The 22762-nt window shown below is 71.4% G+C and carries 21 protein-coding genes; 7 read left to right on the top strand and 14 right to left on the bottom strand.

Features of this window, described 5'->3' with window-relative positions; translation table 11 throughout:
* Positions 1-138 precede the first annotated feature (138 nt).
* From CP970_RS24335 to CP970_RS24320, 4 genes are read right to left on the bottom strand one after another with little or no spacing between them, the layout of a single operon-like run.
* A complete protein-coding gene (locus CP970_RS24335; RefSeq protein ID WP_055556448.1) occupies positions 139-1359 on the bottom strand; it encodes an ABC transporter permease in 1221 nt (406 codons plus the stop codon).
* Positions 1359-2063, bottom strand: coding sequence for an ABC transporter ATP-binding protein (locus tag CP970_RS24330; RefSeq protein WP_150493890.1), 705 nt, complete (start codon positions 2061-2063; stop codon positions 1359-1361). Before CP970_RS24330 ends, CP970_RS24335 begins: the two co-directional genes overlap by 1 nt.
* Entirely contained in the window at positions 2060-3130 is a 1071-nt protein-coding gene (locus tag CP970_RS24325) for a peptidoglycan-binding protein (protein ID WP_224058664.1), read from the bottom strand. Before CP970_RS24325 ends, CP970_RS24330 begins: the two co-directional genes overlap by 4 nt.
* Positions 3127-3624 carry a hypothetical protein gene (locus CP970_RS24320; RefSeq protein WP_055554101.1) on the bottom strand — a complete coding sequence of 166 codons (498 nt, stop codon included), beginning with the start codon at positions 3622-3624 and terminating at the stop codon, positions 3127-3129. Before CP970_RS24320 ends, CP970_RS24325 begins: the two co-directional genes overlap by 4 nt.
* 123 nt (positions 3625-3747) lie before the next feature.
* Between CP970_RS24320 and CP970_RS24315 the strand changes: the two genes are divergently transcribed.
* Both CP970_RS24315 and CP970_RS24310 read left to right on the top strand, forming a co-directional pair.
* Positions 3748-4416, top strand: coding sequence for a response regulator transcription factor (locus CP970_RS24315; RefSeq protein ID WP_055554103.1), 669 nt, complete (start codon positions 3748-3750; stop codon positions 4414-4416).
* A 26-nt stretch (positions 4417-4442) separates the two neighbouring features.
* Positions 4443-5633, top strand: a complete 1191-nt coding sequence (locus tag CP970_RS24310) for a sensor histidine kinase (protein WP_055554106.1) — start codon at positions 4443-4445, stop codon at positions 5631-5633.
* Positions 5634-5753: 120 nt separating this feature from the next.
* Here the strand turns inward: CP970_RS24310 and CP970_RS24305 are convergent, their stop codons facing one another.
* Positions 5754-6518 (bottom strand): SIS domain-containing protein, encoded by a 765-nt coding sequence (locus CP970_RS24305; protein ID WP_055554108.1) that lies wholly within the window; start codon positions 6516-6518, stop codon positions 5754-5756.
* A 150-nt stretch (positions 6519-6668) separates the two neighbouring features.
* On the opposite strand from CP970_RS24305, the gene CP970_RS24300 reads away from it, so the two are divergent.
* Positions 6669-7361, top strand: coding sequence for a metal-dependent transcriptional regulator (locus CP970_RS24300; RefSeq protein ID WP_055554110.1), 693 nt, complete (start codon positions 6669-6671; stop codon positions 7359-7361).
* A 645-nt stretch (positions 7362-8006) separates the two neighbouring features.
* Positions 8007-8870: an alpha/beta fold hydrolase gene (locus CP970_RS24295; RefSeq protein WP_055554112.1), complete on the top strand. Its 864-nt coding sequence runs from the start codon at positions 8007-8009 to the stop codon at positions 8868-8870.
* Positions 8871-9024: 154 nt separating this feature from the next.
* Here CP970_RS24295 and pdxH read toward each other — a convergent pair whose 3' ends face one another.
* A complete protein-coding gene (gene pdxH, locus CP970_RS24290) occupies positions 9025-9657 on the bottom strand; it encodes a pyridoxamine 5'-phosphate oxidase (protein ID WP_055554117.1) in 633 nt (210 codons plus the stop codon).
* Between the two features lie 370 nt (positions 9658-10027).
* Here pdxH and CP970_RS24285 point away from each other — a divergent pair, with 370 nt between their 5' ends.
* Positions 10028-11128 carry a citrate synthase 2 gene (locus CP970_RS24285; RefSeq protein WP_055554115.1) on the top strand — a complete coding sequence of 367 codons (1101 nt, stop codon included), beginning with the start codon at positions 10028-10030 and terminating at the stop codon, positions 11126-11128.
* A gap of 371 nt (positions 11129-11499) precedes the next feature.
* Here CP970_RS24285 and CP970_RS24280 read toward each other — a convergent pair whose 3' ends face one another.
* Positions 11500-12273, bottom strand: coding sequence for a helix-turn-helix domain-containing protein (locus tag CP970_RS24280; protein WP_055556709.1), 774 nt, complete (start codon positions 12271-12273; stop codon positions 11500-11502).
* Between the two features lie 148 nt (positions 12274-12421).
* On the opposite strand from CP970_RS24280, the gene CP970_RS24275 reads away from it, so the two are divergent.
* Positions 12422-12856, top strand: coding sequence for a glycine-rich domain-containing protein (locus tag CP970_RS24275; protein WP_055556711.1), 435 nt, complete (start codon positions 12422-12424; stop codon positions 12854-12856).
* 102 nt (positions 12857-12958) lie between these two features.
* A complete protein-coding gene (locus CP970_RS24270) occupies positions 12959-13789 on the top strand; it encodes a protein kinase domain-containing protein (protein WP_055556713.1) in 831 nt (276 codons plus the stop codon).
* 195 nt (positions 13790-13984) lie between these two features.
* On the opposite strand, the gene CP970_RS24265 is transcribed toward CP970_RS24270, so the two are convergent.
* Genes CP970_RS24265 through CP970_RS24235 form a run of 7 tightly spaced genes read right to left on the bottom strand, consistent with a single transcriptional unit; the run spans position 13985 to position 22495 of the window.
* Positions 13985-14572, bottom strand: a complete 588-nt coding sequence (locus CP970_RS24265; RefSeq protein WP_150493888.1) for a TetR/AcrR family transcriptional regulator — start codon at positions 14570-14572, stop codon at positions 13985-13987.
* Positions 14560-15294 (bottom strand): enoyl-CoA hydratase family protein, encoded by a 735-nt coding sequence (locus tag CP970_RS24260; RefSeq protein ID WP_055545227.1) that lies wholly within the window; start codon positions 15292-15294, stop codon positions 14560-14562. Before CP970_RS24260 ends, CP970_RS24265 begins: the two co-directional genes overlap by 13 nt.
* Before the next feature lie 11 nt (positions 15295-15305).
* A complete protein-coding gene (locus tag CP970_RS24255) occupies positions 15306-16466 on the bottom strand; it encodes an acyl-CoA dehydrogenase family protein (RefSeq protein WP_055545226.1) in 1161 nt (386 codons plus the stop codon).
* On the bottom strand, positions 16463-18361 hold the full coding sequence (locus CP970_RS24250; RefSeq protein WP_055545225.1) for an acetyl/propionyl/methylcrotonyl-CoA carboxylase subunit alpha: 1899 nt from the start codon (positions 18359-18361) through the stop codon (positions 16463-16465). The genes CP970_RS24255 and CP970_RS24250 overlap by 4 nt, the downstream gene beginning before the upstream one ends.
* A 29-nt stretch (positions 18362-18390) precedes the next feature.
* A complete protein-coding gene (locus tag CP970_RS24245; RefSeq protein ID WP_055545224.1) occupies positions 18391-19995 on the bottom strand; it encodes an acyl-CoA carboxylase subunit beta in 1605 nt (534 codons plus the stop codon).
* A complete protein-coding gene (locus CP970_RS24240; protein WP_150493886.1) occupies positions 19992-21698 on the bottom strand; it encodes an acyclic terpene utilization AtuA family protein in 1707 nt (568 codons plus the stop codon). The genes CP970_RS24245 and CP970_RS24240 overlap by 4 nt, the downstream gene beginning before the upstream one ends.
* Positions 21695-22495 (bottom strand): TIGR03084 family metal-binding protein, encoded by an 801-nt coding sequence (locus CP970_RS24235; protein ID WP_055556446.1) that lies wholly within the window; start codon positions 22493-22495, stop codon positions 21695-21697. Before CP970_RS24235 ends, CP970_RS24240 begins: the two co-directional genes overlap by 4 nt.
* Between the last annotated feature and the right edge of the window lie 267 nt (positions 22496-22762).

Raw genomic sequence — 22762 nt, 5'->3', positions numbered from 1 at the left:
CTGTGGGCAATCGTGCCGCTGGGCGGCACGGGTGGGCACAGCCCCCGGCGCCGAGGGGCGATAACCAAGGCATCCACCCGTCGCAGGCGGGGCCCAGCCCGGCGCCGAGGGACGGAACGGGGGCACAAGCCACGGTGCCTACACCGCGTGCAGCGCCAACGTCGGTGACAAGCGCGACGCCCGTACCGCCGGGTACAAGCCCGCCACCGTGCCGATCAGCAGCGTCGCGCCGAAGCCGCCCGCCATCGACCACGGCGGCACCACCCACGGCAGGCCGCCCGACACCGCGTACACCGCCGTCGCCCCCGCGCCCAGCACCACCCCGGCAAGGCCCCCGAGCCCGGACAGCATCAGGGACTCCGTGACGAACTGGATCCGGATCTGGCCCCGTGTCGCCCCTAGGGATCGGCGAAGGCCGATCTCGTAGCGCCGCTCCAACACCGAGATGATCATGGTGTTGGCGACCCCGACACCGCCCACCAGGAGCGCGATCCCGCCGAGACCGAGCAGCAGGGTCGAGAAGGCTCCCTCCGTGGCCGCCTTCGCCTGAAGTGCCGACGACGGGTCGGTCACCTGGACGTTGCGCGGGTTCTCCGGATCGACCGACGGGGCCAGCAAGCTCCGTACCGCACGCACCGACGCGTCCGTGGACCGCTCGTACACCGACGTCGGATGCCCGTCGAACCCGAGCAGCTTCCTCGACGCGTCCCAGCCCGTCAGCGCGGAGCGCTCCACGTCCGGCGCGAGCGGCAGCGGACCGAGGATGCCGATGACGGTGAAGTACCGGTCGCCGAGCCACACCTGCTGCCCGGGCGAGGTGATGCCGAGCCGCTCCGCCGCCACATCGCCGAGCACGACCGACGGATAGCGGCTGTTCGCGGCGTTGAACCAGCTGCCGCGCGCCATCTCCCCGCGCAGCACCTTCAGCAGTCCCTCCGTGGCCGCCTTCACGGAGATGCCGCCCGTCTCGTCCTCGGAGATCTTCTCGCTGCGCCGCACGGACCGTTCGAGGTCCCCCGTGGCGCCGACGTCCTGGACCCCGTCGATCCGCCCGATCCGCCCTACGGCATCTCGCGGCAGGGTCACCTTCTCCCCGGAGAACATCGGCTCGCCGGGGGCGGCGACCAGCATGTTCGTACCCAACTCGTCGAGTTCCCGCATGAGTTTGGCCTGGCTGGACGACGAGATGCCCACCACCGCGACCATGGTCGCGATCCCGATGGCGATCCCGAGGGCGGACAGCACGACGCGTACGGGCCGACTGCGCAGCCCGGCGGAGCCGACGTGCAGAACGTCCCTGGGCCCGAGCCGGGCCGCCTTCAACCGCTCACTGCGAAACCGCTCACTACGACCGCGCATCACACGACCCGCCCGTCCCGCATCCGCACCTGCCGTGGCAGCCGTTCGGCGATCTCCGAGTCATGGGTGATGACGGCGATGGTCGCGCCCTCCGCGTTCAGGTCGTGCAGCAGGTTCATGACCGCGTCGCCGGACTCCGAGTCGAGCGCGCCGGTCGGCTCGTCGGCGAGGAGCAGGTCCGGTTCGCCGACGACGGCGCGGGCGATGGCGACGCGCTGTTTCTGGCCGCCGGAGAGTTCGTGCGGCCGGTGCCTCATGCGGTCGGCGAGCCCGACGCGCTCCAGGGCGTCCGCGGCCCTGCGACGGCGTTCGGCGCGCGGCAGGCCGGAGTAGAGCAGCCCCTCGGCGACGTTGTCGCGGGCGCTGATGCCGGGCACCAGGTGGAACGCCTGGAAGACGAAGCCGATGTGCCGGGCGCGCAGCGCGGACAGGCTGCGGTCGGCGAGGGCGGCGACGTCGTGCCCGGCGATGGCGACGGAGCCCGCGGTGGGGCGGTCGAGGGTGCCGACGATGTGGAGGAGCGTCGACTTCCCTGACCCGGAGGGCCCGACGATGGCGAGCAGCTCCCCCTGCGTGACGGTCAGATCGACGCCGCGCAGGGCGGCGACGCCGCCGGGGTACTCCTTGGTGACGCCGGTCAACTCGACGACGGGAGGCGGCGGTTGACCGACACCGCTTTCCACGGACGCAAGCTCGGTGCTCATACCTTCGGCACCCCGACCTTCATCCCCGCCCGCAGCCCCCCACCGCTCACCTCGACCCTGCCCTGCCCGAACATGCCGAGCTTGACCTTCACCTCACGCGTGCGGCCGCCCTCGACGACCTGGACGCCGAAGCCGCCGCCGGGCAGCGCGAGGAGCGCGTTGACGGGCACGGACAGGACGTCCGCGCGCTTCTCCCCGGCGAGGTTGACGGTGACCGGCGACTGGTCGAAGCCCTCGACCTTGCCGGGGTCGGCGAAGGTGACGGTGACCGGGATCTTGGGGGTCTTGTCGTTGGGGTCGTCGCCGGGCTTGGCGGTCCTGCCGACGGAGGCGATCTCGCCGTCGACGGTCGTGCCGTCCGGCAGCGTGACGGTCACCTTCGCGCCCTTCTTCGCGAGCTTGCCCTCGGCGACGTCGAGCTGCACGCGCACGACCCGCTCGGAACCGGTCGTGGAGAGCACGGGCTTGCCGGGCGCGACCTGGTCGCCGACCGCCGAGTCCGCGGACTTCACCCGGACCGCGGAGGGCTGGAAGGAGATCTGCTCGGGTCCCACGCGCCCGGTCTGCTTGCGGTCGTGGGCCTTCTGCCACCGCTTGACCGCGGCGGCGGTGCCGTCGGTGTAGGTGTCGTCGACGGTGAGCCACGCCCCGTAGCCGAGGTCGGTCAGGTTCTGCTCCAACTGCCGTACGTCGTTGCCCTTGTCGCCGACTTTCAGCGTGCGGTACATGGGCTCGGTGCCGTACATGAGGCGGACGGGAACGCCGTTCACCTCGTACAGGCGGCCGTCCTGGCGCACCGTGGAGCCGGTCTCGGCGGACCAGGTGAGGGTGCCCGTGGCGCCCGCGTTGACCTTGCGTTCCTTGGCGTAGCCGAGGGTGCCGTCGACCTGGGAGCCGCTCGTGAGGTCGCCGCGCTCGACGGACGCGGTGGCGGCGGGCAGCCCGGCGTCCTGCCGGGTGGAGTCCTCCTTGCCGCCCGCGTCGGCGAGCGCGGTGACCGCGATGCCGCCGCCGGTGACGGCGAGGAGGGCCACGACCGTGGCGACGACGGCGGTGCGCCGCCTCACTTGACGATGCCCTTGCACGCCTCGGCGGCCTTCTCCATCTTCTTGGCCTCAGCACCCTTGGGCATCGGCAGTGCCTCCATGGCCTTGCCGTCGAACTTTGGGTCCGGCATGTTGTAGCCGTTCTTGCGCATGCACTGGGCGTACTTGAGCATCTTGTCCTTGTCGGCCTGCGAGACGCCGCCGCCCTTGGCTCCGCCGCCCATGCCGCAGTCCTTCATGATCTTCTGCATCTTGTCCTGGCTCATGTCGCCGCCGATGGTGATGCCCGCGGCGTCCTGTCCCGACTTGGGCTCGTCCACCTTCATGCCGTGCTTGCGCAGGCACTCGCGCTCCTTGAACGCCTTGTCGGCGTCGGAACCCTTTCCGCCGTCGGCGCTGTTCTTCTTGGAGCCGGATCCGTCGTCCGATCCCGAGCCTCCGGAGCAGGCCCCCGCGAAGAGGGCGAGGGCGGCGAATCCTGACGCGAGTACCGCTGAGCGCTGGCGAGTCCTCATGGCGTGGCTTCCCTTCACATGGGGCGTGGGTGACGGCCACAGGCTGGCGGGAAGCGGGGTTTCGTTTCTCTCCACGGGGACGCTTACACCGGCGAAAGGTCACTCTCCGGTACACAGGTCGGCATGCGCGTACTTCTGGTGGAGGACGAGGACTTCCTGGCCGAGATGATCGCCGAGGGGCTCCGGCGCGACGCGGTGGCCGTCGACATCGCCTCCGACGGCCTGACAGCGCTACGCAAGCTGCAGCTCGGGGAGTACGACGTGCTGATCCTCGACCGCGATCTGCCGGGCCTGCACGGCGACGAGGTGTGCCGCCGCGTCGTACAGCAGCGGCTGCTCACCCGGGTCCTGATGCTGACGGCGGCGGGCACGGTGCGTGACCGGGTGGCCGGGCTCGGCCTGGGCGCCGACGACTACCTGACCAAGCCGTTCGCGTACGACGAGCTGCTCGCCCGCGTCATCGCGCTCGGCCGCCGGGCCCGGCCCGCGCTGCCGCCCGTGCTCGAACGGGCCGGGCTCGTCCTGGACACCGCGCGCCGCCAGGCCAGCAGGGACGGGCGTCATCTCGCGCTGTCCCGCAAGGAGTTCGCGGTCCTTGAGGCGCTGCTGCGGGCGGACGGCGCGGTGGTCAGCGGCGAGGACCTGATCGAACAGGTCTGGGAGGAGGACACCAGCTACCGCACCAACGCGGTCCGCGTCACCCTCTCCAAGCTCCGCGCGAAGCTGGGCGAGCCTTCGGTGGTGGAGACGGTGCCGGGCGCCGGGTACCGGGTCACGGGGCGGTCCCTGTGAGGCGCGGGCGCCTGCCGTCGGTGGGGATGAGCAGCGAACGGGCCCGGCTGACCGCGCTGTACGGCGGGCTGCTCGTCCTTGCCGGGGCGCTCCTGACCGGGCTCGTGTACCTGCTGGTGGAGCAGGGGCTCTACTCGTCCATCAGTACGGCGGTGACCACCGCCGTCCCCGGGGATCCCCGGCCGCCGTGGAAGGACACCGCCGCTTCGCTCCCGGCCCTTCAGGTGGTGCCCGCGACCCCGGTGCGGCGCACGCTGCCGTCCGCGGACACCGAGGGCCTGGCCATCGCGAAGGTCAGCGACCTCGCGGGCGAGGCCGCGCTCAACCGTCTCCTGACCGTCTCCGTCATCGTCTTCGCCGCGTACGCCGTGCTGTCGATCGCCCTCGCCTGGTGGATGGCGGGCCGGGTGCTCCGCCCCGTCGCGGTGATCACCGGCACCGCGCGGCGGCTCTCCGGGGCCAATCTGCACGAGCGGATCGGCCTGGACGCCCCGCCGGGCGAGCTGAAGCACCTGGCCGACACCTTCGACGAGATGCTGGACCGGATAGAGCGTCTGGTCGGCGCGCAGCAGCGGTTCGCGGCCAACGCGGCGCACGAGCTGCGCACGCCGCTCGCCGTGCAGCGGGCGGCCGCCGAGATCGGCCTCGCCGGTGAGCCCGACGCGGAGCGGGTGGCGATGATCCGCAAGAAGCTGATCTCCGTGGCGGACGACAGCGAGCAGCTGATCGAGGGGCTGCTGCTGCTCGCCGCGTCGGAGCAGGGCCTGGAGCGGCGCGAGCCCGTCGCGCTCGACGTCCTCGCGCACGCGGTCGCGGACGGCCTGGGTGCGGAGGCGGCCGCCTGGAACGTCGCCGTGACGGTGCGGGCCGAGCCGTTGACGGTGGAGGGCGACGGGGTGCTCCTGGACCGTCTCGTCCACAACCTGGTGGCGAACGGGGTGCGCTACAACGTGCCGGACGGCAGCGTCACCGTGCGGGTCGAGGGGGACGGCACGCTGGAGGTCACCAACACGGGCCCCGAGGTCCCTCCGGAGACCGTCCCGCACCTCTTCGAGCCGTTCCGGCGGCTGACCGAACGCACCCACGCGCGCGGGGAGGGTGCCGGTCTCGGTCTGTCGATCGTGGCGGCGATCGCGCGGGCGCACGGGGCGGAGGCCACCGCCGAGGCGAACAGGGAGGGCGGAGGCTTGACGGTACGCATCAGATTCGCCCCGTAAGGGCCACGGTACGGACCGGGCGCGCCCCGTAAGGGGCGCGGGGAACTGCGCGCCCGGCCACAACGGACCCGCAGCGACCCCACAACCAACACCGCTCAAGCCAAGCGCAGCGACCAGCGACTATCGACGGTAGAAGATCCGGTCCCCGTACTCCTCGAAGACCCGGCCGTTCCAGTCGTGCCCGCCGTCCACGTTCGCCGAACGGAGCAGGGGCGGCTGCTTGCCGCGGGCGACGAGCTCCTCGACGGCGGCGGCCATCATGGCCTGCATCAGCGCGTTGGTGACCACGCTGGACGCGGGGCCGAACGGCGCGTCGACCCCGTCGACGGCGAGCTCCGCGTCGCCCACCGCGATCTTGGAGTCGATCACGACGTCGCAGTGGTCCTTGAGGAAGGTGCCCGAGGTGTGCCGCGACCTGGTCTCGGTGGCGTACGCCACGGAGGTGACGCCGATGACCCGCAGGCCCAGCGCGCGGGCGTTCATCGCCATCTCCACCGGCAGCGAGTTCCGGCCCGAGAGCGAGATGATCACCAGTACGTCGCCGGAGCGGGCCGGGGACGAGTCGAGGACGGCGCCCGCGAGCCCGTCGACGCGCTCCAGGGCGGAGCCGAGCGTGGCGGGCATGACGTCGACGCCGACGACGCCCGGCACGGCGAGCAGGTTCATCAGGGCGAGGCCGCCCGCGCGGTAGACGACGTCCTGCGCGGCGAGCGAGGAGTGCCCGGCGCCGAAGGCGAAGAGCCGCCCGCCGCCCTCGACGGCGTCGGCGAGCACGGTGCCCGCCTCCGCGACGTGCCCGGACTCCTCGTCACGGACACGCTGGAGCAGCCCGATGGCGGCGTCGAAGTACCGGCCGACCAATTTACTCTCGCTCTTGGAGCTCATTCGCCTCACGTTGCGGTCTGGACCTATGCCCTGTCAACACTGTCTCAGGCCCCTCAGCGGCGGGAATTCCACCGGCGCGGCACGGTTGTCAGTGGTATGCGTCAGAATTGAGGGCAGGGCCAGCGCACGAGCGAATTCTGAGGGGCACCCATGTCGGGGCTGATTGACACCACTGAGATGTATTTGCGCACCATCCTCGAGCTTGAGGAGGAAGGTGTGGTCCCCATGCGCGCCCGGATCGCCGAGCGGCTCGACCAGAGCGGACCGACGGTGAGCCAGACCGTGGCGCGCATGGAGCGCGACGGCCTGGTGGCGGTCGCGAGCGACCGTCACCTGGAGCTCACCGAGGAGGGCCGCCGTCTGGCCACCCGTGTGATGCGCAAGCACCGCCTCGCGGAGTGCCTGCTCGTCGACGTGATCGGGCTCGAGTGGGAGCAGGTGCACGCCGAGGCGTGCCGATGGGAGCACGTGATGAGCGAGGCGGTGGAGCGCCGCGTCCTGGAGCTGCTCCGCCATCCGACCGAGTCGCCGTACGGCAACCCGATCCCGGGCCTGGAGGAGCTGGGCGAGAAGGACGGCGCGGATCCGTTCCTGGACGAGGGCATGGTCTCTCTGATGGAGCTGGACCCGGGCGCCGAGGGCAAGACCGTCGTCGTCCGCCGCATCGGCGAGCCGATCCAGACGGACGCCCAGCTGATGTACACGCTGCGGCGTGCGGGCGTGCAGCCCGGCTCCGTGGTGAGCGTGACGGAGTCCGCGGGCGGTGTGCTCGTGGGCAGCAGCGGTGAGGCCGCGGAGCTGGCCTCGGACATCGCCTCGCACGTCTTCGTCGCCAAGCGTTGATCAAGCACTGACCCGGCGCCGATCGAGCGCTGGGAGGGTTCCGCTTCGGGCGGCGGCCACCCGTTGTTGGGGCGTACGTCGCCGGATGCGGGCACTGAGGTCAACTTCCGTTACTAGAGGGGAAGTTGACAAGACCCCGGGATCTCCACGAGATCTCTCGGAGTCCAAGATTCAGTGTGCGGAATCGCAGCGGCCGAGCGTTTTGCGTGCAAGGCTGTCGCGAGAGGCATATGACCTGAGGGCTCTTGACCGTGTCGGCACCGGGTCTGGCCGCACGGCCGGAGAGGGGGCAGAAGTATGTGCCCGTCTGGTGAGCACGAACGTCCGTCCGATGGACGGGCTCGTACCGCCCGCGGACCAGTAGAGGGCCCCGGCGCCCAAGAGCGCCGGGGCCTGTCCTCCCCTGTGCTGACCTGGAGCCCCGAGCTCTCAAGGTCATTCCCCTCGGACCGGCTTCCCCGAGCGGCCCGCCCCCCGATGAAGATCTCCCCTCGGCAGCGCCGGCCAATCCTTGAGACCGGTCACCCGAACGAGGGGTGTTATCGCCGATCCGGGCGCTTTCGAAAGGGAGTTCGATAGCGTGCGGGGGTGCGGAGCAGGACCAGGCGTGGAACCCGAGCGGAATCAAGGGGGGTGCCAGGAATCATGGTGCGGCGCATCGACGTGACAGGTGCGGGTGGCGTACGCCTCGCCGCCTGGGAGTACGCCGACCCTCCCAAGCTCAGGGAGGTCGAGGGCTCGTCAGGCGGAGTGCTGTTACTGCACGGCCTCATGGGCCGCGCGTCCCACTGGGCGGACACCGCCCGCTGGCTCTCCGAACGCCACCGCGCGGTCGCACTCGACCAGCGCGGCCACGGACAGAGCGAGAAGCCCCCCGAGGGCCCCTACAGCCGCGACGCCTACGTGGACGACGCCGAGGCCGCCCTCGACCAGCTCGGCCTCGCGCCCGCCGTGCTCATCGGCCACTCCATGGGCGCGCTCACCGCCTGGCAGCTCGCCGCGCGCCGCCCCGACCTCGTCCGGGGCCTGATCATCTGCGACATGCGGGCCTCCGCGCTCGGCGCCGCGTCGCAGCGCGAGTGGGAGGACTGGTTCAAGTCCTGGCCCGTTCCCTTCGCCACCCTCGCCGACGTCCGCAAGTGGTTCGGTGAGGACGACCCCTGGGTGGAGCGCCCCAACCCCGCGCGCGGCGAGTTCTTCGCCGAGGTGATGACCGAGGGCAAGGACGGCTGGCGGCCCGTCTTCGACCGCGCCCAGATGCTCAAGTCCCGCGAGACGTGGGTGCACGACGCGCACTGGGAGGAGCTGATCCAGGTCCGCTGCCCCACCCTCGTCGTACGCGGCCTGGACGGCGAGCTGGGCCGCGCCGAGTCGCAGGAGATGGTGCGGGTGCTGCCGCGTGGGGAGTACGCGGAGGTGGCCGATGCGGGGCATCTCGTTCACTATGACCAGCCGGGCGCTTGGCGCGCGGCGATCGAGCCGTTTCTGGACGGGGTCCTGACGGGGTAGCGGCCGGTCCGCGGGTGGGCTGATGCCGGTCGCGGCCTGCGGCCTGGCTCGTCCTCAAACGCCGGACGGGCTGATTTTTCCCCGGCCCGGCTGAAATTGCCCGGCCCGGGGAAATTGCCCGGTCCAGCCGAATTTTCCGGCCCGGCTGGAAATCTCACGGGCTGAGGCGCTCCAGGTGCCACCCCTGGCCCGCCTCGCGTACGTACCTCAAACGGTCGTGCAAGCGGTCCGATCGCCCCTGCCAGAACTCCACCGCCGTCGGGGTCACCCGGAAGCCGCCCCAGTTCGGTGGGGCCGGGACCTGTTCGCCCTCCGGGTAGCGCGCCGCCAAGTCCGCGTACGCGCGGTCGAGTTCTCGCCGCGAGGTGAGTACGGAGGACTGCGCGCTGGCCCAGGCGCCCAGCTGGGAGCCGTGTGGGCGGGTGCGGAAGTAGGCGACGGTCTCCTCGCGGGCCACGCGTGCCGCCGTGCCCGAGACGATGACCTGGCGGGCCATGGGGTGCCAGGGGAAGAGCAGCGAGACGTACGGGTTGGCGGACAGCTCGCGGGCCTTGCGGGACTCGTAGTTGGTGAAGAAGACGAAGCCGCGCTCGTCGAAGCCCTTCAGGAGCACCGTGCGGGAGCTGGGCCTGCCCTCGGCGTCGGCCGTGGAGACGACCATGGCGTTCGGCTCGTGGACGGCGCCCGTCGCGCGTGCCGCCTCCTTGAACCAGAGCGCGAACTGCTCCAGGGGGTCGCCGGGCAGCGCGGCCTCGGCGAGCCCGTCGGTGACGTACTGCTCTCGCATGTAGGCCGGTTCGGGAACGGGGGCACTGGAGTCGGTCACGCGGTCATCTTGCCGTATACGTAGGAGCGCGGACGCAGGGGCGCTCGACGGGGCGCACTACGCCACGGAGAGGTGACGTGTGGCACTGAGTGCCGCATTCGATCGCCAAAGGTGGCACCAAGGGATATCGTCCTGCTGCCGAATCGGTTGGGTGACCACCAGCCTCACGGGGCATCACCGGGATGACCGTTCCGGACCGCGAGTCGGCGAAGTCGACGCACACGACCGCGGAACCGGACCGAAATTGCCCACTTCTGACACATGGTCACGAGCTGATCGCAACCCCATCTCTCGAAACCATCTTGTCGAACACATCACGAGGAGCCGCCTGATGTCCGACTTCGTACCCGGACTTGAAGGAGTCGTCGCGTTCGAGACGGAGATCGCCGAACCGGACAAGGAGGGCGGCGCCCTTCGCTACCGGGGCGTCGACATCGAGGACCTGGTCGGCCACGTCTCCTTCGGGAACGTGTGGGGCCTGCTCGTCGACGGCGCCTTCAACCCCGGTCTGCCGCCCGCCGAGCCCTTCCCGATCCCGGTGCACTCCGGCGACATCCGCGTCGACGTCCAGTCCGCGCTCGCGATGCTCGCGCCCGTGTGGGGGCTGCGCCCGCTGCTCGACATCACTGAGCAGCAGGCCCGCGACGACCTCGCGCGCGCCGCCGTCATGGCCCTCTCCTACGTCGCCCAGTCCGCGCGCGGCCAGGGTCTGCCGATGGTGCCGCAGCGGGAGATCGACAAGGCCGACACGGTCGTCGAGCGCTTCATGAAGCGCTGGCGCGGAGAGCCCGATCCCAAGCACGTGCAGGCCGTCGACGCGTACTGGACCTCGGCCGCCGAGCACGGCATGAACGCCTCCACGTTCACGGCGCGCGTCATCGCCTCCACGGGGGCCGATGTCGCGGCGTCGCTGAGCGGGGCCGTGGGCGCGATGTCGGGACCGCTGCACGGCGGGGCGCCGTCCCGGGTCCTCGGCATGATCGAGGAGATCGAGCGCACGGGGGACGCGGTCGCGTACGTGAAGCAGGCCCTGGACAAGGGCGAGCGCCTCATGGGCTTCGGGCACCGGGTCTACCGGGCCGAGGACCCGCGTGCGCGAGTGCTTCGCCGCACCGCGCGTGAGCTGGGGGCGCCCCGCTTCGAGGTCGCCGAGGCGCTGGAGAAGGCGGCCCTGGACGAGCTGCACGCCCGCCGCCCCGACCGCGTCCTCGCCACCAACGTGGAGTTCTGGGCGGCGATCGTCCTCGACTTCGCCGAGGTGCCCGCGCACATGTTCACGTCGATGTTCACGTGTGCGCGCACCGCGGGGTGGTCGGCGCACATCCTCGAACAGAAGCGGACGGGGCGGCTTGTCCGCCCCTCGGCCCGGTACGTGGGACCTGCGTCGCGGGGCCCGCAGGCGATCGAGGGGTACGACGAGATCGCGCGCTGAGGGCCTCCGGCACGAGGCTGGTGCCGGGAACTCCCGCTCGGCCCCGTGACACCGCTGCCTCACCCCACCCACCCGCCCCCTCCAGGCCCGACCTCACGCCACCGGCCACCCGACGCCAGATCAGGTCCGGCCAAGCCAGGTCGGGTCAGGTCCGGTCAAGCAACCGGGACTTGAGGGCCCGTGCCAGCCAGGAGGGGGACTGGTAGGGCATCGCAGGACGCTTCTCCAGGCGGCCGCCGCCGCTAATACCGGCCCGGCCACTCCTCGGAGTGGCCGGGCCGCTTCTGTGCCCGCGGGGGCAGCGCGGCAGCGTGCTGGCTTCGTGCTGACTCGGGCGAGCACCATAAAGATCCCTGCGCCCCGCGCCGCCCCTACTCAGGGGGTCGGCTGTAGCGCTCCAGCGTCGCCTTGCGGGTCGACGGGTCCATGAGCCGCAGCTCCCACGGCCCGGTGTTCACGTCGAAGTCCTTCCCGAACCCGACCCACTTCCCGGCCATCCTGCGCCCGGTCGGCTCCACCAGCATCTGAACCGCCCCGTGATAGCGGGCGCCCTGGTAGTACCCGTCGGGGGCGGTCTGCTCCGTCCATGACCCGGTGACAACGGACTGGTCCAACGTCAAGTCAATGGAGAGCGGGCTGTCCGGGCTGGCGGACGCTCCGGGCAGACTCCGCACCGTGAGCCGGTTGCCGGTCTGCACCACCACTACGTAGTGCTTGCCCTCGTAGGAACTGTCCCGGCCGGATGAGTAGTACTCGTACCTGGACAGCCAGACTCCGCCGTACTGCCCCTGAGCCTCGGTCGCTGGATCCGTCTCGGCGGACGCCGCAGCCACACCTTCCGGGTCGGGGTCCATGTCGTGCCCCCCTGCTCCGTCGTCGTGCACTCGTGCCATAACTGCCAGTGCGAACCCGAGCTCCTCAACGGGGCGCCCTGTGACTCGCTCCAGGGCTCTCACATACACACCCCGGGGGGAGCGGCTGACGCCAGCCTCCCAACGCTGCACGAGCCGCTTGCTGGCTTCGTTGCGCTCCCCCAGCTCCTCACCTGCCCGGCGCAAGGCTCGGGCCAGATCTTCTTGACTCATGCGCATGCCGATACGGACGGCACGCAGGGTGTCGTTAGGCTCCGCGACCGTGGCTGTCATGTGAGTCACGCTAGACCCAATCACCGTTGAATGACACCGAATTGACGCCCCTCAACCGACGTCGGTCGGACGCCTTCCATGACGTCGCGGTGACCTGGCAGATGGCGGAACCATCAGGCCTGTTCCCCCAACTGACGGAGGTACGGGCATGACCACAGCAGTGGAGTACAAGACAGGCGCCTCACTCGTAGACGACGAGACGTTCGGGCACTTCGTGCTCTTCCTGATCAACGACATGGGAGAGGACCCTCGGCACGCTCCCGGCATCGTGGACCAGGCGTTGGCCTACTTCGGCACGGTGGCCGTACACGACGGCCTGCCGCTCATGCCGTCCGACGCGGTGGACCGAGGAATCCACTGCGTCTACCTGCACACCAGGGACGCCGCAGCGCTCTTCGACCGCATCGCGGGCAGGTTCCTCCACCACAACCCGCACCCCGAGAGGGGGGCTCGCCCCGCTGGCTCGCTGATCCATACGAAGTCCGCGATGCGTGACGCGGGCTTCGTCGTCGAGGACAAGTATTGGGCGCACGTCGAAGGCGGGGTCTCGCAGTGCGACTCCGACGACGGTCGTCCCTACTAGGAGCTGCGCCGGGACCGGCCCTCGCATTGAGGGCCGGTCTGCGGCGGTCTTCCATTTCCCGTCTCCCATTTCCGTCTCCCGATTCCCCCAGGAAGGACAGCTGTGGCTGACACGCTCGCGGAGTTGCCGTCGGAGGTCGAGGCGGTCGTGCGGCCGAGGGCCCTGAGGGTCGTTGCCGACCGGCGCGGCTCCATGGTGTGGGAGGCCGAGTCGCCGTACGGCCGGGTGGCGGTGAAGGTCGGGTACGCCATCGACGGGAAGCGCGGGTACACAGCTCTCGCCCCCGCTCGCGAGGCATCCGTTCTGCGCACCCTGGGGAGACCGCACGTCGCCTACGGCACATGGGACCGAGGCACGTTCAGCGTGCAGCCCTGGTACGACGGAGTGGCCCTTTGGCCTCTCTGGGAGTACCGCAGGAAGGGCCCCCAGGCGCCCATCGACTACGGAACCGCAGCTCAGTGCGTAGAAGCCCTCGACCGTCTCCACAGCGACGGCTGGGTCCATGGAGACATGCAACCCGCCCACCTGATCGTGGACGGCGGCAGCATCCACCTCATCGACCTCGCGTTCGCACGCGGCGGCCGCGTCGACTCCCTCTACGACTTCCCGTATCCGGGGTGCCTCGTCCACTACGAGCCACCCGAGATCTCCCGCGCCGTGCTGGCCACCGGCACGGCCACGCCATCCCCAGCGGCCGACGTGTACGCCCTGGGGGCGTCCCTGCTGATCTCTGCCACCGGCATCAGGGCGATGGAGTACCCGGACCATGCGGAGCGCGAGGAACAGCGGCAGGCCGTCGTCGACAACAAGCGACGCCCGTTCGACCTACCGGGACCCTTCGGCGTCATGGTCGACCGGATGCTGAGCTACGAACCGTACGACCGCCCCGCTCTGTCGGAGGTAGCAGCGGAATTCCGCAAGGCGTCGACGTAGAAGGAGCCGTGGAGGCCCCGGCCGTGTTCGGCCGCTGGAGGGAACCGCCGCACCGGAGACTTCGCCCGCCCCGGATGGGTCCACCAGCCGACGAGGCCAAGTCACGCTGGGCGGGGGCGGGCGGGTGGGGTGAGGCGGTCGCGGGGATGCTGACACTGTGCCCGGGCCCAGCCGCCGCTCCCCTGCGCCCGACCCCTACAACACCCCCTCCACCAGCACCGTCCACTGCGCCACCACCCGTTCCCGCCGCGCCCCGTCGTCCGTCAGGAGGTTCGCCAGGCCCAGGCCCCGGGCCATGTCCAGGAGGCCCTGGATCGTTTCGCGGACCCCGGGGCGGGACTCGTCCGCGCCCAGCAGTTCCACCGCTATGCGGTGCGTCTCGCGGCCCACGCGGGATTCCAGTTCCGTGACGCGTGAGCCCAGTTGGGGCTCGTTGGACGCGGCCACCCACAGGTGGAGTGCGGCGCGGAAGAGCGGGCCCGTGTAGAGGTCGACGAGGGCGGCGACCACCGCCGCCCTGTCCTGCGCGGGCAGCTCCCGCAGGGCGGTGGAGCGCTGCTCGGCGACGTACTCCACGGCCGCCGTGAAGAGGTCCTCGCGGGTCGGGAAGTGGTGCTGGGCCGCGCCCCGCGAGACCCCCGCGCGCTCGGCGACCACGGAGACCGTGGAGCCCGCCCAGCCGTGCTCGGCCAGGCAGGACACCGCGGCCTCCAGGAGCTTCAGGCGGGTGGCACGGCTGCGGTCCTGCTTGGGCGCGCGGTCGGCGGCGGTCACAACGCCCATGGGCGCTCCCGTCGTTCGAGGAACGCCGCCATCCCTTCCCGGGCCTCGGCGGAGCCGAAGAGCCGCGCGGACAGGGCGGTGAGGGCGTCCGAGTGGTCGTCGAATGCGTCGAGCACCCTAGCCGTGAGCAGCTTCTTCGTCTCGGCCAGGGCGCCGGGGGCGGCCGCCCGCACCCCGTCCAGGAGGGTCTGGACCATCCCGTCGGGCTCGGCCGCGTACGCCGTGACGAGGCCGATCCGCGCCGCCTCCGCGCCGTCGAAGCGCTCCCCGGTGAGGAAGTAGCGGGACGCGGCGCTCGGGTCGACGCGGGGCAGCAGCGGCATGGAGATCACGGCGGGCGCGACCCCGATGCGCACCTCCGTGAACGCGAAGGAGGAGCCGGGTCCCGCGACCGCCATGTCGCAGGCGCCGAGGAGACCGAGCCCGCCCGCCCGCACGTGCCCGTCCACCCGGGCGATCACCGGCTTGGGCAGTTCGACGAGGAGCCGGAGCAGCGCCACGAAGGCGGCGGGGTCCGGCGGGTCCTTCAGGTCGGCGCCCGCGCAGAACGTCGTGCCGGTGTGGGTGAGCAGGACCGCGCGGGTGCCCGGGTCCTCGCCGAGGTCGCCGAACGCCTCGGCCAGGGCGCCGAGCAGGTCCGCCGAGAGCGCGTTGCGCCGCTCGGGCAGGTCCAGGGTGACGGTGGTGATGCCACGCACCGTCGAGGCGACGGACAGGCTCATGAAAGCGCTCCTCAGTAGGACTTGGGCAGGCCGAGCGTCTGGTGGGACACGTAGTTGAGGATCATTTCCCTGCTGACGGGGGCGATCCTGGCCACCCGCGCGGCCACGATGAGCGAGGCGAGCCCGAACTCCTTGGTGAGGCCGTTGCCGCCGAGCGTGTGCACGGCCTGGTCGACGGCCTTCACACAGGCGTCGGCCGCGGCGAGCTTGGCCATGTTGGCGGCCTCGCCCGCGCCGGTGTCGTCGCCCTCGTCGTAGAGCCCGGCGGCCTTCTGCATCATCAGGCGGGCCAGTTCGATCTCTATGTGGCACTGGGCGAGCGGGTGCGCGATGGCCTGGTGGGTGCCGATGGGGGCCTTCCAGACGGTGCGTTCCTTGGCGTACTCGGTGGCCCTGTGCAGTGCGTAACGGGCCATGCCCAGGGCGAACGCGGCGGTCATGATCCGTTCGGGGTTCAGGCCCGCGAAGAGCTGGAGCAGGCCCGCGTCCTCGTCGCCGACGAGCGCGTCCGGGGGCAGTCGCACGTCGTCGAGCGTCAGCTCGAACTGCTTCTCCGGGGCCTGGAGTTCCATGTCGATCTGCCGCCGCCGGAAGCCTTCGGCGTCGCGCGGGACGATGAACAGGCACGGCTTGAGGCTGCCGGTCCTAGCGTCGGACGTGCGGCCGACGACGAGGGTGGCGTCGGCGATGTCCACGCCGGAGATGAAGACCTTGCGGCCGGTCAGGAGCCAGTCGCCGGAGTCGGGGTCGCGGCGCGCCGTGGTGGTGATGCGGTGCGAGTTGGAGCCCGCGTCCGGCTCGGTGATGCCGAACGCCATCGTGCGGGACCCGTCGGCGAGCCCGGGCAGCCACTTCCGCTTCTGGGCCTCCGTGCCGAAGCGGGCGATGACGGTGCCGCAGATCGCGGGCGAGACGACCATCATGAGGAGGGGCGAGCCCGCCGCGCCCAACTCCTCAAGGACGATGGAGAGTTCGGCGATGCCGCCGCCTCCGCCGCCGTACTCCTCGGGCAGGTTCACGCCCAGGTAGCCGAGCTTGGCGGCGTCCGCCCACAGCTCGTCGGGGTGGCCGTCGGCCGCCACGACGCGGGTCATGTACTCGCGGCCGTAGCGCTTGCCGAGGGCGGCGACGGCGGCGCGCAGGTCCTGGTGCTCCTGGATTTCGAGGCTCATACGGACTCTTCCTCCTGTACGACTCCGCTGGAGTCCTGTACGACGGCGAGCAGCGCGCCGACCTCGACCTGCTGGCCGGGGGCGGCGTGCAGGGCGGTGAGCGTTCCGGAGGCGGGAGCGGAGACGCGGTGCTCCATCTTCATGGCCTCCAGCCAGATGAGGGGCTGCCCGGCGGTGACCCGAGCCCCTTCGGTGAGTCCTTCGGCGACGCGGACTACGGTGCCGGGCATCGGGGCGAGCAGCGATCCGGGCTCGCGGCGGGCGGTCGGCTCGGGGAGCAGGGGCAGCGCGGTGAGGACGGTGCCGCCCCGGGACGTGCCGACGTAGACGCGGCCGTCACCCCCCTCGCCGTACCGCGCGATCGCGAACTCGCGTCGTACGCCATCGACTTCGAGCACCACGCGCTCCGCCGCCACGGCGACGACACGGACCCCTTCGGCGGTCAGGCCGTCCCGCGTGTGGTCGTAGCGGACCTCGTGCTCGGCGCCGTCGGGCTCGGTGCGGTAGCGCTTGACGCGGGGCGCCGAGCGGAGGTTGCGCCAGCCGCCGAACCGGGAGCGGCCGTGCGCGTCCGCGAGGGCGGCGGCCAGCGGTGCGTGCGGGTCGGGCGCGGCGGCCGCGAGGTCGGCGAGGTGCCGGTCGTAGAAGCCGGTGTCCATGCGGGCGCCGGTGAACTCCGGGTGCCGCAGGGAGCGTACGAGCAGGTCGCGATTTGTCACCGGGCCGTGCACCGCCGCCCGTTCCAGGGCCCCGGCGAGCTTGCGCACGGCCTCGGCGCGCGTGGGGGCGTGCGCGACGGCCTTGGCGAGCATGGCGTCGTAGTGCACGCCGATGCCGTCGCCCGCCGCGTACCCGGTGTCCAGGCGCACCCCCGGCACGGTCAGGCGGTGCAGCGTGCCGGTCTGCGGGGCCCAGCCCGCCGCCGGGTCCTCGGCGTAGATACGGGCCTCGACGGCGTGTCCGCGCGCGACGGGCGGCTCCCCCGTAAGCGGGTGCCCCTCGGCGATCCGGATCTGCAGCGCCACCAGGTCGATGCCGAACACCGCCTCGGTGACGGGGTGTTCGACCTGGAGCCGGGTGTTCATCTCCAGGAAGTGCGCCCGCCCGTCAGCGACGAGGAACTCGACCGTGCCCGCACCCCGGTACTCGGTGACCCGTGCCGCCCGTACGGCCTGCGCGTGCAGTTCGGCGACGAGTTCCGGGGGCAGTCCGGGCGCCGGGGATTCCTCGATGACCTTCTGGTGGCGGCGCTGGAGCGTGCAGTCGCGGGTGCCGAGCGGCCACACCGTGCCGTGCGCGTCGGCCATGATCTGCACCTCGACGTGCCGCCCGCCCTCGACGAACGGCTCGACGAACACCTCGCCGTCCCCGAACGCGCTGGCCGCCTCGGCGCGCGCGGCCTCCAACTCCCCGTCCAGAGCGTCTAGTTCGCGTACGACGCGCATCCCGCGCCCGCCGCCGCCCGCCGCCGCCTTCACCAGGACCGGCAGATCGGCGGCGGTGACCTCCTTGAGCGGCTCGACGCCCATCAGTTCCTTGGCGCGCGTCTTGGACGCCATCGCCTCGATCGCCTCCGGGGGCGGCCCGATCCAGACCAGGCCCGCGTCGAGGACGGCGCGCGCGAAGTCCGCGTTCTCGGAGAGGAAGCCGTAGCCGGGGTGGACGGCGTCCGCGCCCGCCGCCTGCGCGGCCTTCACGATCAGCTCGCCGCGCAGATACGTGTCGGCGGGCGCCGCCCCCGGCAGGCGTACGGCGCAATCCGCCTCGCGTACGTGCAGGGCGTCCGCGTCCGCGTCGGAGTACACGGCGACCGTGCCGATGCCGAGCTCCCGGCAGGTACGGAAGACGCGGCAGGCGATCTCGCCCCGGTTGGCGACCAACAGGGAAGTAATCATGGGCAGTTCCTCAGAAGTCATGGGAGCCCTCACATCCGGAAGACGCCGAAGCCGCCGCGCGCGCCCTCGTAGGGGGCGGTGTGGATCGCGGACAGGCACAGGCCGAGGACGGTGCGGGTGTCACGCGGGTCGATGACCCCGTCGTCGTAGAGCCGCCCGGACAGGAACATCGGCAGCGACTCGGACTCGATCTGCTGCTCCACCATGGCGCGCAGCGCGGCATCCGCCTCGTCGTCGTAGGGCTGCCCCTTCGCGGCGGCGGACTGCCGGGCGACGATGGAGAGCACGCCCGCGAGCTGCTGCGGCCCCATCACCGCCGACTTGGCGCTCGGCCAGGCGAAGAGGAAGCGGGGGTCGTAGGCGCGCCCGCACATGCCGTAGTGCCCGGCGCCGTAGGAGGCGCCCATGAGGACGGACAGGTGCGGCACCCGCGAGTTGCTGACCGCGTTGATCATCATCGCGCCGTGCTTGATGATGCCGCCCTGCTCGTACTCCTTGCCGACCATGTATCCGGTGGTGTTGTGCAGGAAGAGCAGCGGGATGTCTCGCTGGTTGGCCAACTGGATGAACTGGGCCGCCTTCTGCGACTCCTCGCTGAACAGCACGCCCTGCGCGTTGGCGAGGATGCCTACGGGATAGCCGTGCAGCGAGGCCCACCCCGTGGCGAGGCTCGGCCCGTACAGCGGCTTGAACTCGTCGAAGTCCGAGCCGTCGACGATCCGCGCGATCACCTCGCGCGGATCGAAGGGCTTCTTCAGGTCGCCGGGGACGATGCCGAGGAGCTCGTCCTCGTCGTACTTGGGCGCCTGGACCGCGGACGGGTCCGGATCGGCGTACTCCTTGCGCCAGTTGAGGCGGGATACGACCCGGCGGGCCTGGCGCAGCGCGTCGCGCTCGTCCTCGGCGAGGTAGTCGGCGAGGCCCGAGGTGCGGGCGTGCATCTCGGCGCCGCCCAGCGACTCGTCGTCGCTCTCCTCGCCGGTCGCCATCTTCACCAGCGGCGGACCGCCGAGGAACACCTTCGCGCGCTCCTTGACCATGATCACGTGGTCGCTCATGCCGGGCACGTAGGCGCCGCCCGCCGTGGAGTTGCCGAAGACGACGGCGATCGTGGGGATCCCGGCGGCCGATGACTGCGTGAGGTGCTTGAACAGGGCGCCTCCCGGGATGAAGATCTCCTTCTGGGAGGGCAGATCGGCGCCGCCGGACTCCACGAGGTGGATCGAGGGCAGCCGGTTCGCGTGCCCGATCTCATGCGCCCGGAACGCCTTCTTCAGCGTCCACGGATTGCTCGCGCCGCCGCGTACGGTCGGGTCGTTGGCGGTGATCAGACACTCGACGCCCTCGACGACGCCGATGCCCGTGACCATGGAGGCACCGACCGGATAGTCGCTGCCCCAGGCCGCGAGCGGCGAAAGCTCAAGGAAGGGCGTATCCGGGTCGAGGAGCAGCTCGATCCGTTCCCTGGCCAGCAACTTGCCGCGCTTGTGGTGACGTTGGACGTACTTCTCGCCGCCGCCCTCCAGGGCCTTGGCCTGCTCGGTGCCGAGCTCGTCGAGCCTGGCCAGCATGGCCTCGCGGTACTCGGCGTACTCGGCGCTCGCGGGGTCGAGCGCGGAGGCGAGGACGGTCACAGCAATACCTCCGGTATGTCCAGGTGGCGGGCGCGCAGCCACTCCCCCAGGCCCTTGGCCTGCGGATCGAAACGGGCCTGCGCGGCGACGCCTTCGCCGAGCAGCCCCTCCACGACGAAGTTCAGGGCGCGCAGGTTGGGCAGCTCGTGGCGGGTGATGACCAAGTCACGTGTCTCGGGCAGGAGTTGCCGAAGCCTGTCGACGGTCAACTCGTGGGCGAGCCACCGCCACGCGTCGTCGCCGCGCACCCAGACGCCGAGGTTGGCGTCGCCGCCCTTGTCGCCGCTGCGGGCGCCTGCGATGCGGCCGAGGGGGGTGGGGCGGGTGGGGCTCGGGGGGAGCGGTTCGGGGGGCGGGGGTTTCAAGGTCGGCTCCCGCAGTACGAGAATGTCGTGCGCGGTGTCCTCACCGACCGGCCTGCGTTCACCCGTCGGCAGCACCGACACGTGCTCCACCGCGTCCCGCTCCACGTACGCCGCCTCGAACACCCCGTACGGCGCACCCTTGCCCGGCGGCGCCGTCACGTGGAAGCCGGGGACGCTGCCGAGCGCCAGCTCGATCGCCGCGCCGCTGAGCGCCCTGCCGACCGCTTCCGCGTCCGCGTCGCGCACGACGAGTCGCAGCAGCGCGCTGGCCGTCTCCTCGGTCGACGCGTCCGGGCGATCGGTACGGGACAGCTCCCAACTAACCTGCTTGGGACGGGACTTGCCCCTGTCGAACGCGTCCTCTATCTGAGCCTGGACCAGCGCCGCCTTGGCCTCGATGTCGAGCCCGGTCAGCACGAACACCACTTCGTTGCGGAAGCCGCCAAGGCGGTTCAGGCCCACCTTCAGCGTCGGCGGCGGCGCCTCACCCCGTACGCCCGTCACGCGCACCCGGTCCGGACCCTCCTCCGTGAGCGTCACCGTGTCGAGCCGCGCGGTCACGTCCGGGCCCGCGTACCGAGACCCCTGCGTCTCGTAGAGCAGCTGCGCGGTGACCGTGCCCACGTCGACGAAACCGCCCGTGCCGTCGTGCTTCGTGATGACCGCCGAGCCGTCCTCGTGGATCTCGGCCAGCGGGAAGCCGGGGCGGCGCAGGTCGCGCGCGTCCCGCTCCGCGAAGAACGCGTAGTTGCCTCCGGTGGCCTGCGTCCCGCACTCCAGGATGTGGCCCGCGACGACCGCTCCCGCCAGGCGGTCGTGGTCCGTCGGCGACCAGCCGAAGTGCGCGGCCGCCGGACCCGTGACGAGGGCCGCGTCCGTCACGCGGCCCGTCACCACGATGTCCGCGCCCGCGCGCAGACACTCCGCGATACCGGCTCCGCCGAGGTAGGCGTTGGCGGTGAGTACGCCGGGGAAGCGGGCGGTGAGGTCGTCCCCCTCCACGTGCGCCACGGCGACGGGGATACCCAGCTCCCGCACCAACTCCCTTATTCTTGCGGCCAGTCCGGACGGGTTCAGGCCGCCCGCGTTGGCCACGATCCTGACTCCGCGTTCGTGCGCGAGGCCGAGGCACTCCTCCAGCTGGCGCAGGAAGGTCTTCGCGTAGCCGCGCGACGGGTCCTTGAGGCGGTCGCGGCCGAGGATCAGCATGGTCAGTTCGGCGAGGTAGTCGCCGGTGAGGACGTCCAGGGGGCCGTCGGTGAGCATCTCGCGCATGGCGTCGAAGCGGTCGCCGTAGAAGCCGGAGGCGTTGCCTATGCGGAGAGGGGCGGGGGTCATCGGGAGGTCCCCTCGCGTGGGGTGCGGTCGGTGCCGGGCGGTCCCGCGAAGGCCTGCGCGATGTCCAACCAGCGGTCGGCGTCCGGGCCTTGGGCCCGTACGTCCAGGTCCGCGCGGTGCGCTCGGCGCGTGACGAGCAGACAGAAGTCCAGGGCGGGTCCGGTGACGCGTTGGGGTGCGTCGTCGGGACCGTACTCCCACGTCTCCCCGGTCACGGGCGACGTCAGCTCCACTCGGAACTCCTCCTGGGGCGGGGTCAACCCCCGTACGGCGTAGGCGAAGTCGCGGGTCCGTACGCCGATGCGGGCCACGTGACGGAGACGGTCGGTGGGCTCGCGCGTCACTCCCAGGGCGTCGGCGACGTCCTGGCCGTGGGCCCAGGTCTCCATGAGGCGGGCGGTCGCCATGGAGGGGGCGGCCATGGGCGGGCCGTACCAGGGCAGGCGGGTGCCCGCGGGGGCCTCGCTGAGGACGTGCCACAGCTTGTCGCGGGCGGTGCGCCAGCGGGTGAGGAGGTCGGCGGGCGGGAGAGTGGCGCCTTCTTGGGCGCCGTCGTCCACGAAGGTGTCGGGGGCGGCGGCGGCTTTCGCGACTTCGTCGGCGAAGGCGATGGGGTCGGTGGCGGCGAGGAGGGCGGCGCGGTCGGTCCAGGCGAGATGAGCGATCTGGTGCGCGACGGTCCAGCCGGTGGCGGGGGTGCCGGTCGCCCATCGCTCGTACGGCAACTGCGCTACGAGCCGGTCGAGTTCCTCACTCTCACGGCGCAGGTCTGCGAGCACGGGCAGGACGTCGGACACGGGGCGCTCCCCTCGGGGACGGCGGTGTGCCTGGAGCATGCCAGCGGCTTCAGAAACAAGCAAGCGTGCTTGCATGAGTTTTGGTGCGGGTTCGCCTTGGGTTCGTCTTGGGGGCGGGGCCGCGGGAGTATGTGCGTACTCGCCATCCCGGGGCGGGGGCTACTGGCCTTGCTTCCTTGCCTCGGTCTCCACTGTGCTCCGTTCGCACATACCCCCACGTCCCCTCAGGAGCGCGGGCGGCTGCGGGCCGGTGGGGCTGCGCCCACC

This window comes from Streptomyces kanamyceticus, assembly GCF_008704495.1.
GTDB lineage: Bacteria > Actinomycetota > Actinomycetes > Streptomycetales > Streptomycetaceae > Streptomyces > Streptomyces kanamyceticus.
This window is presented reverse-complemented; position numbering and strand designations above follow the sequence as displayed.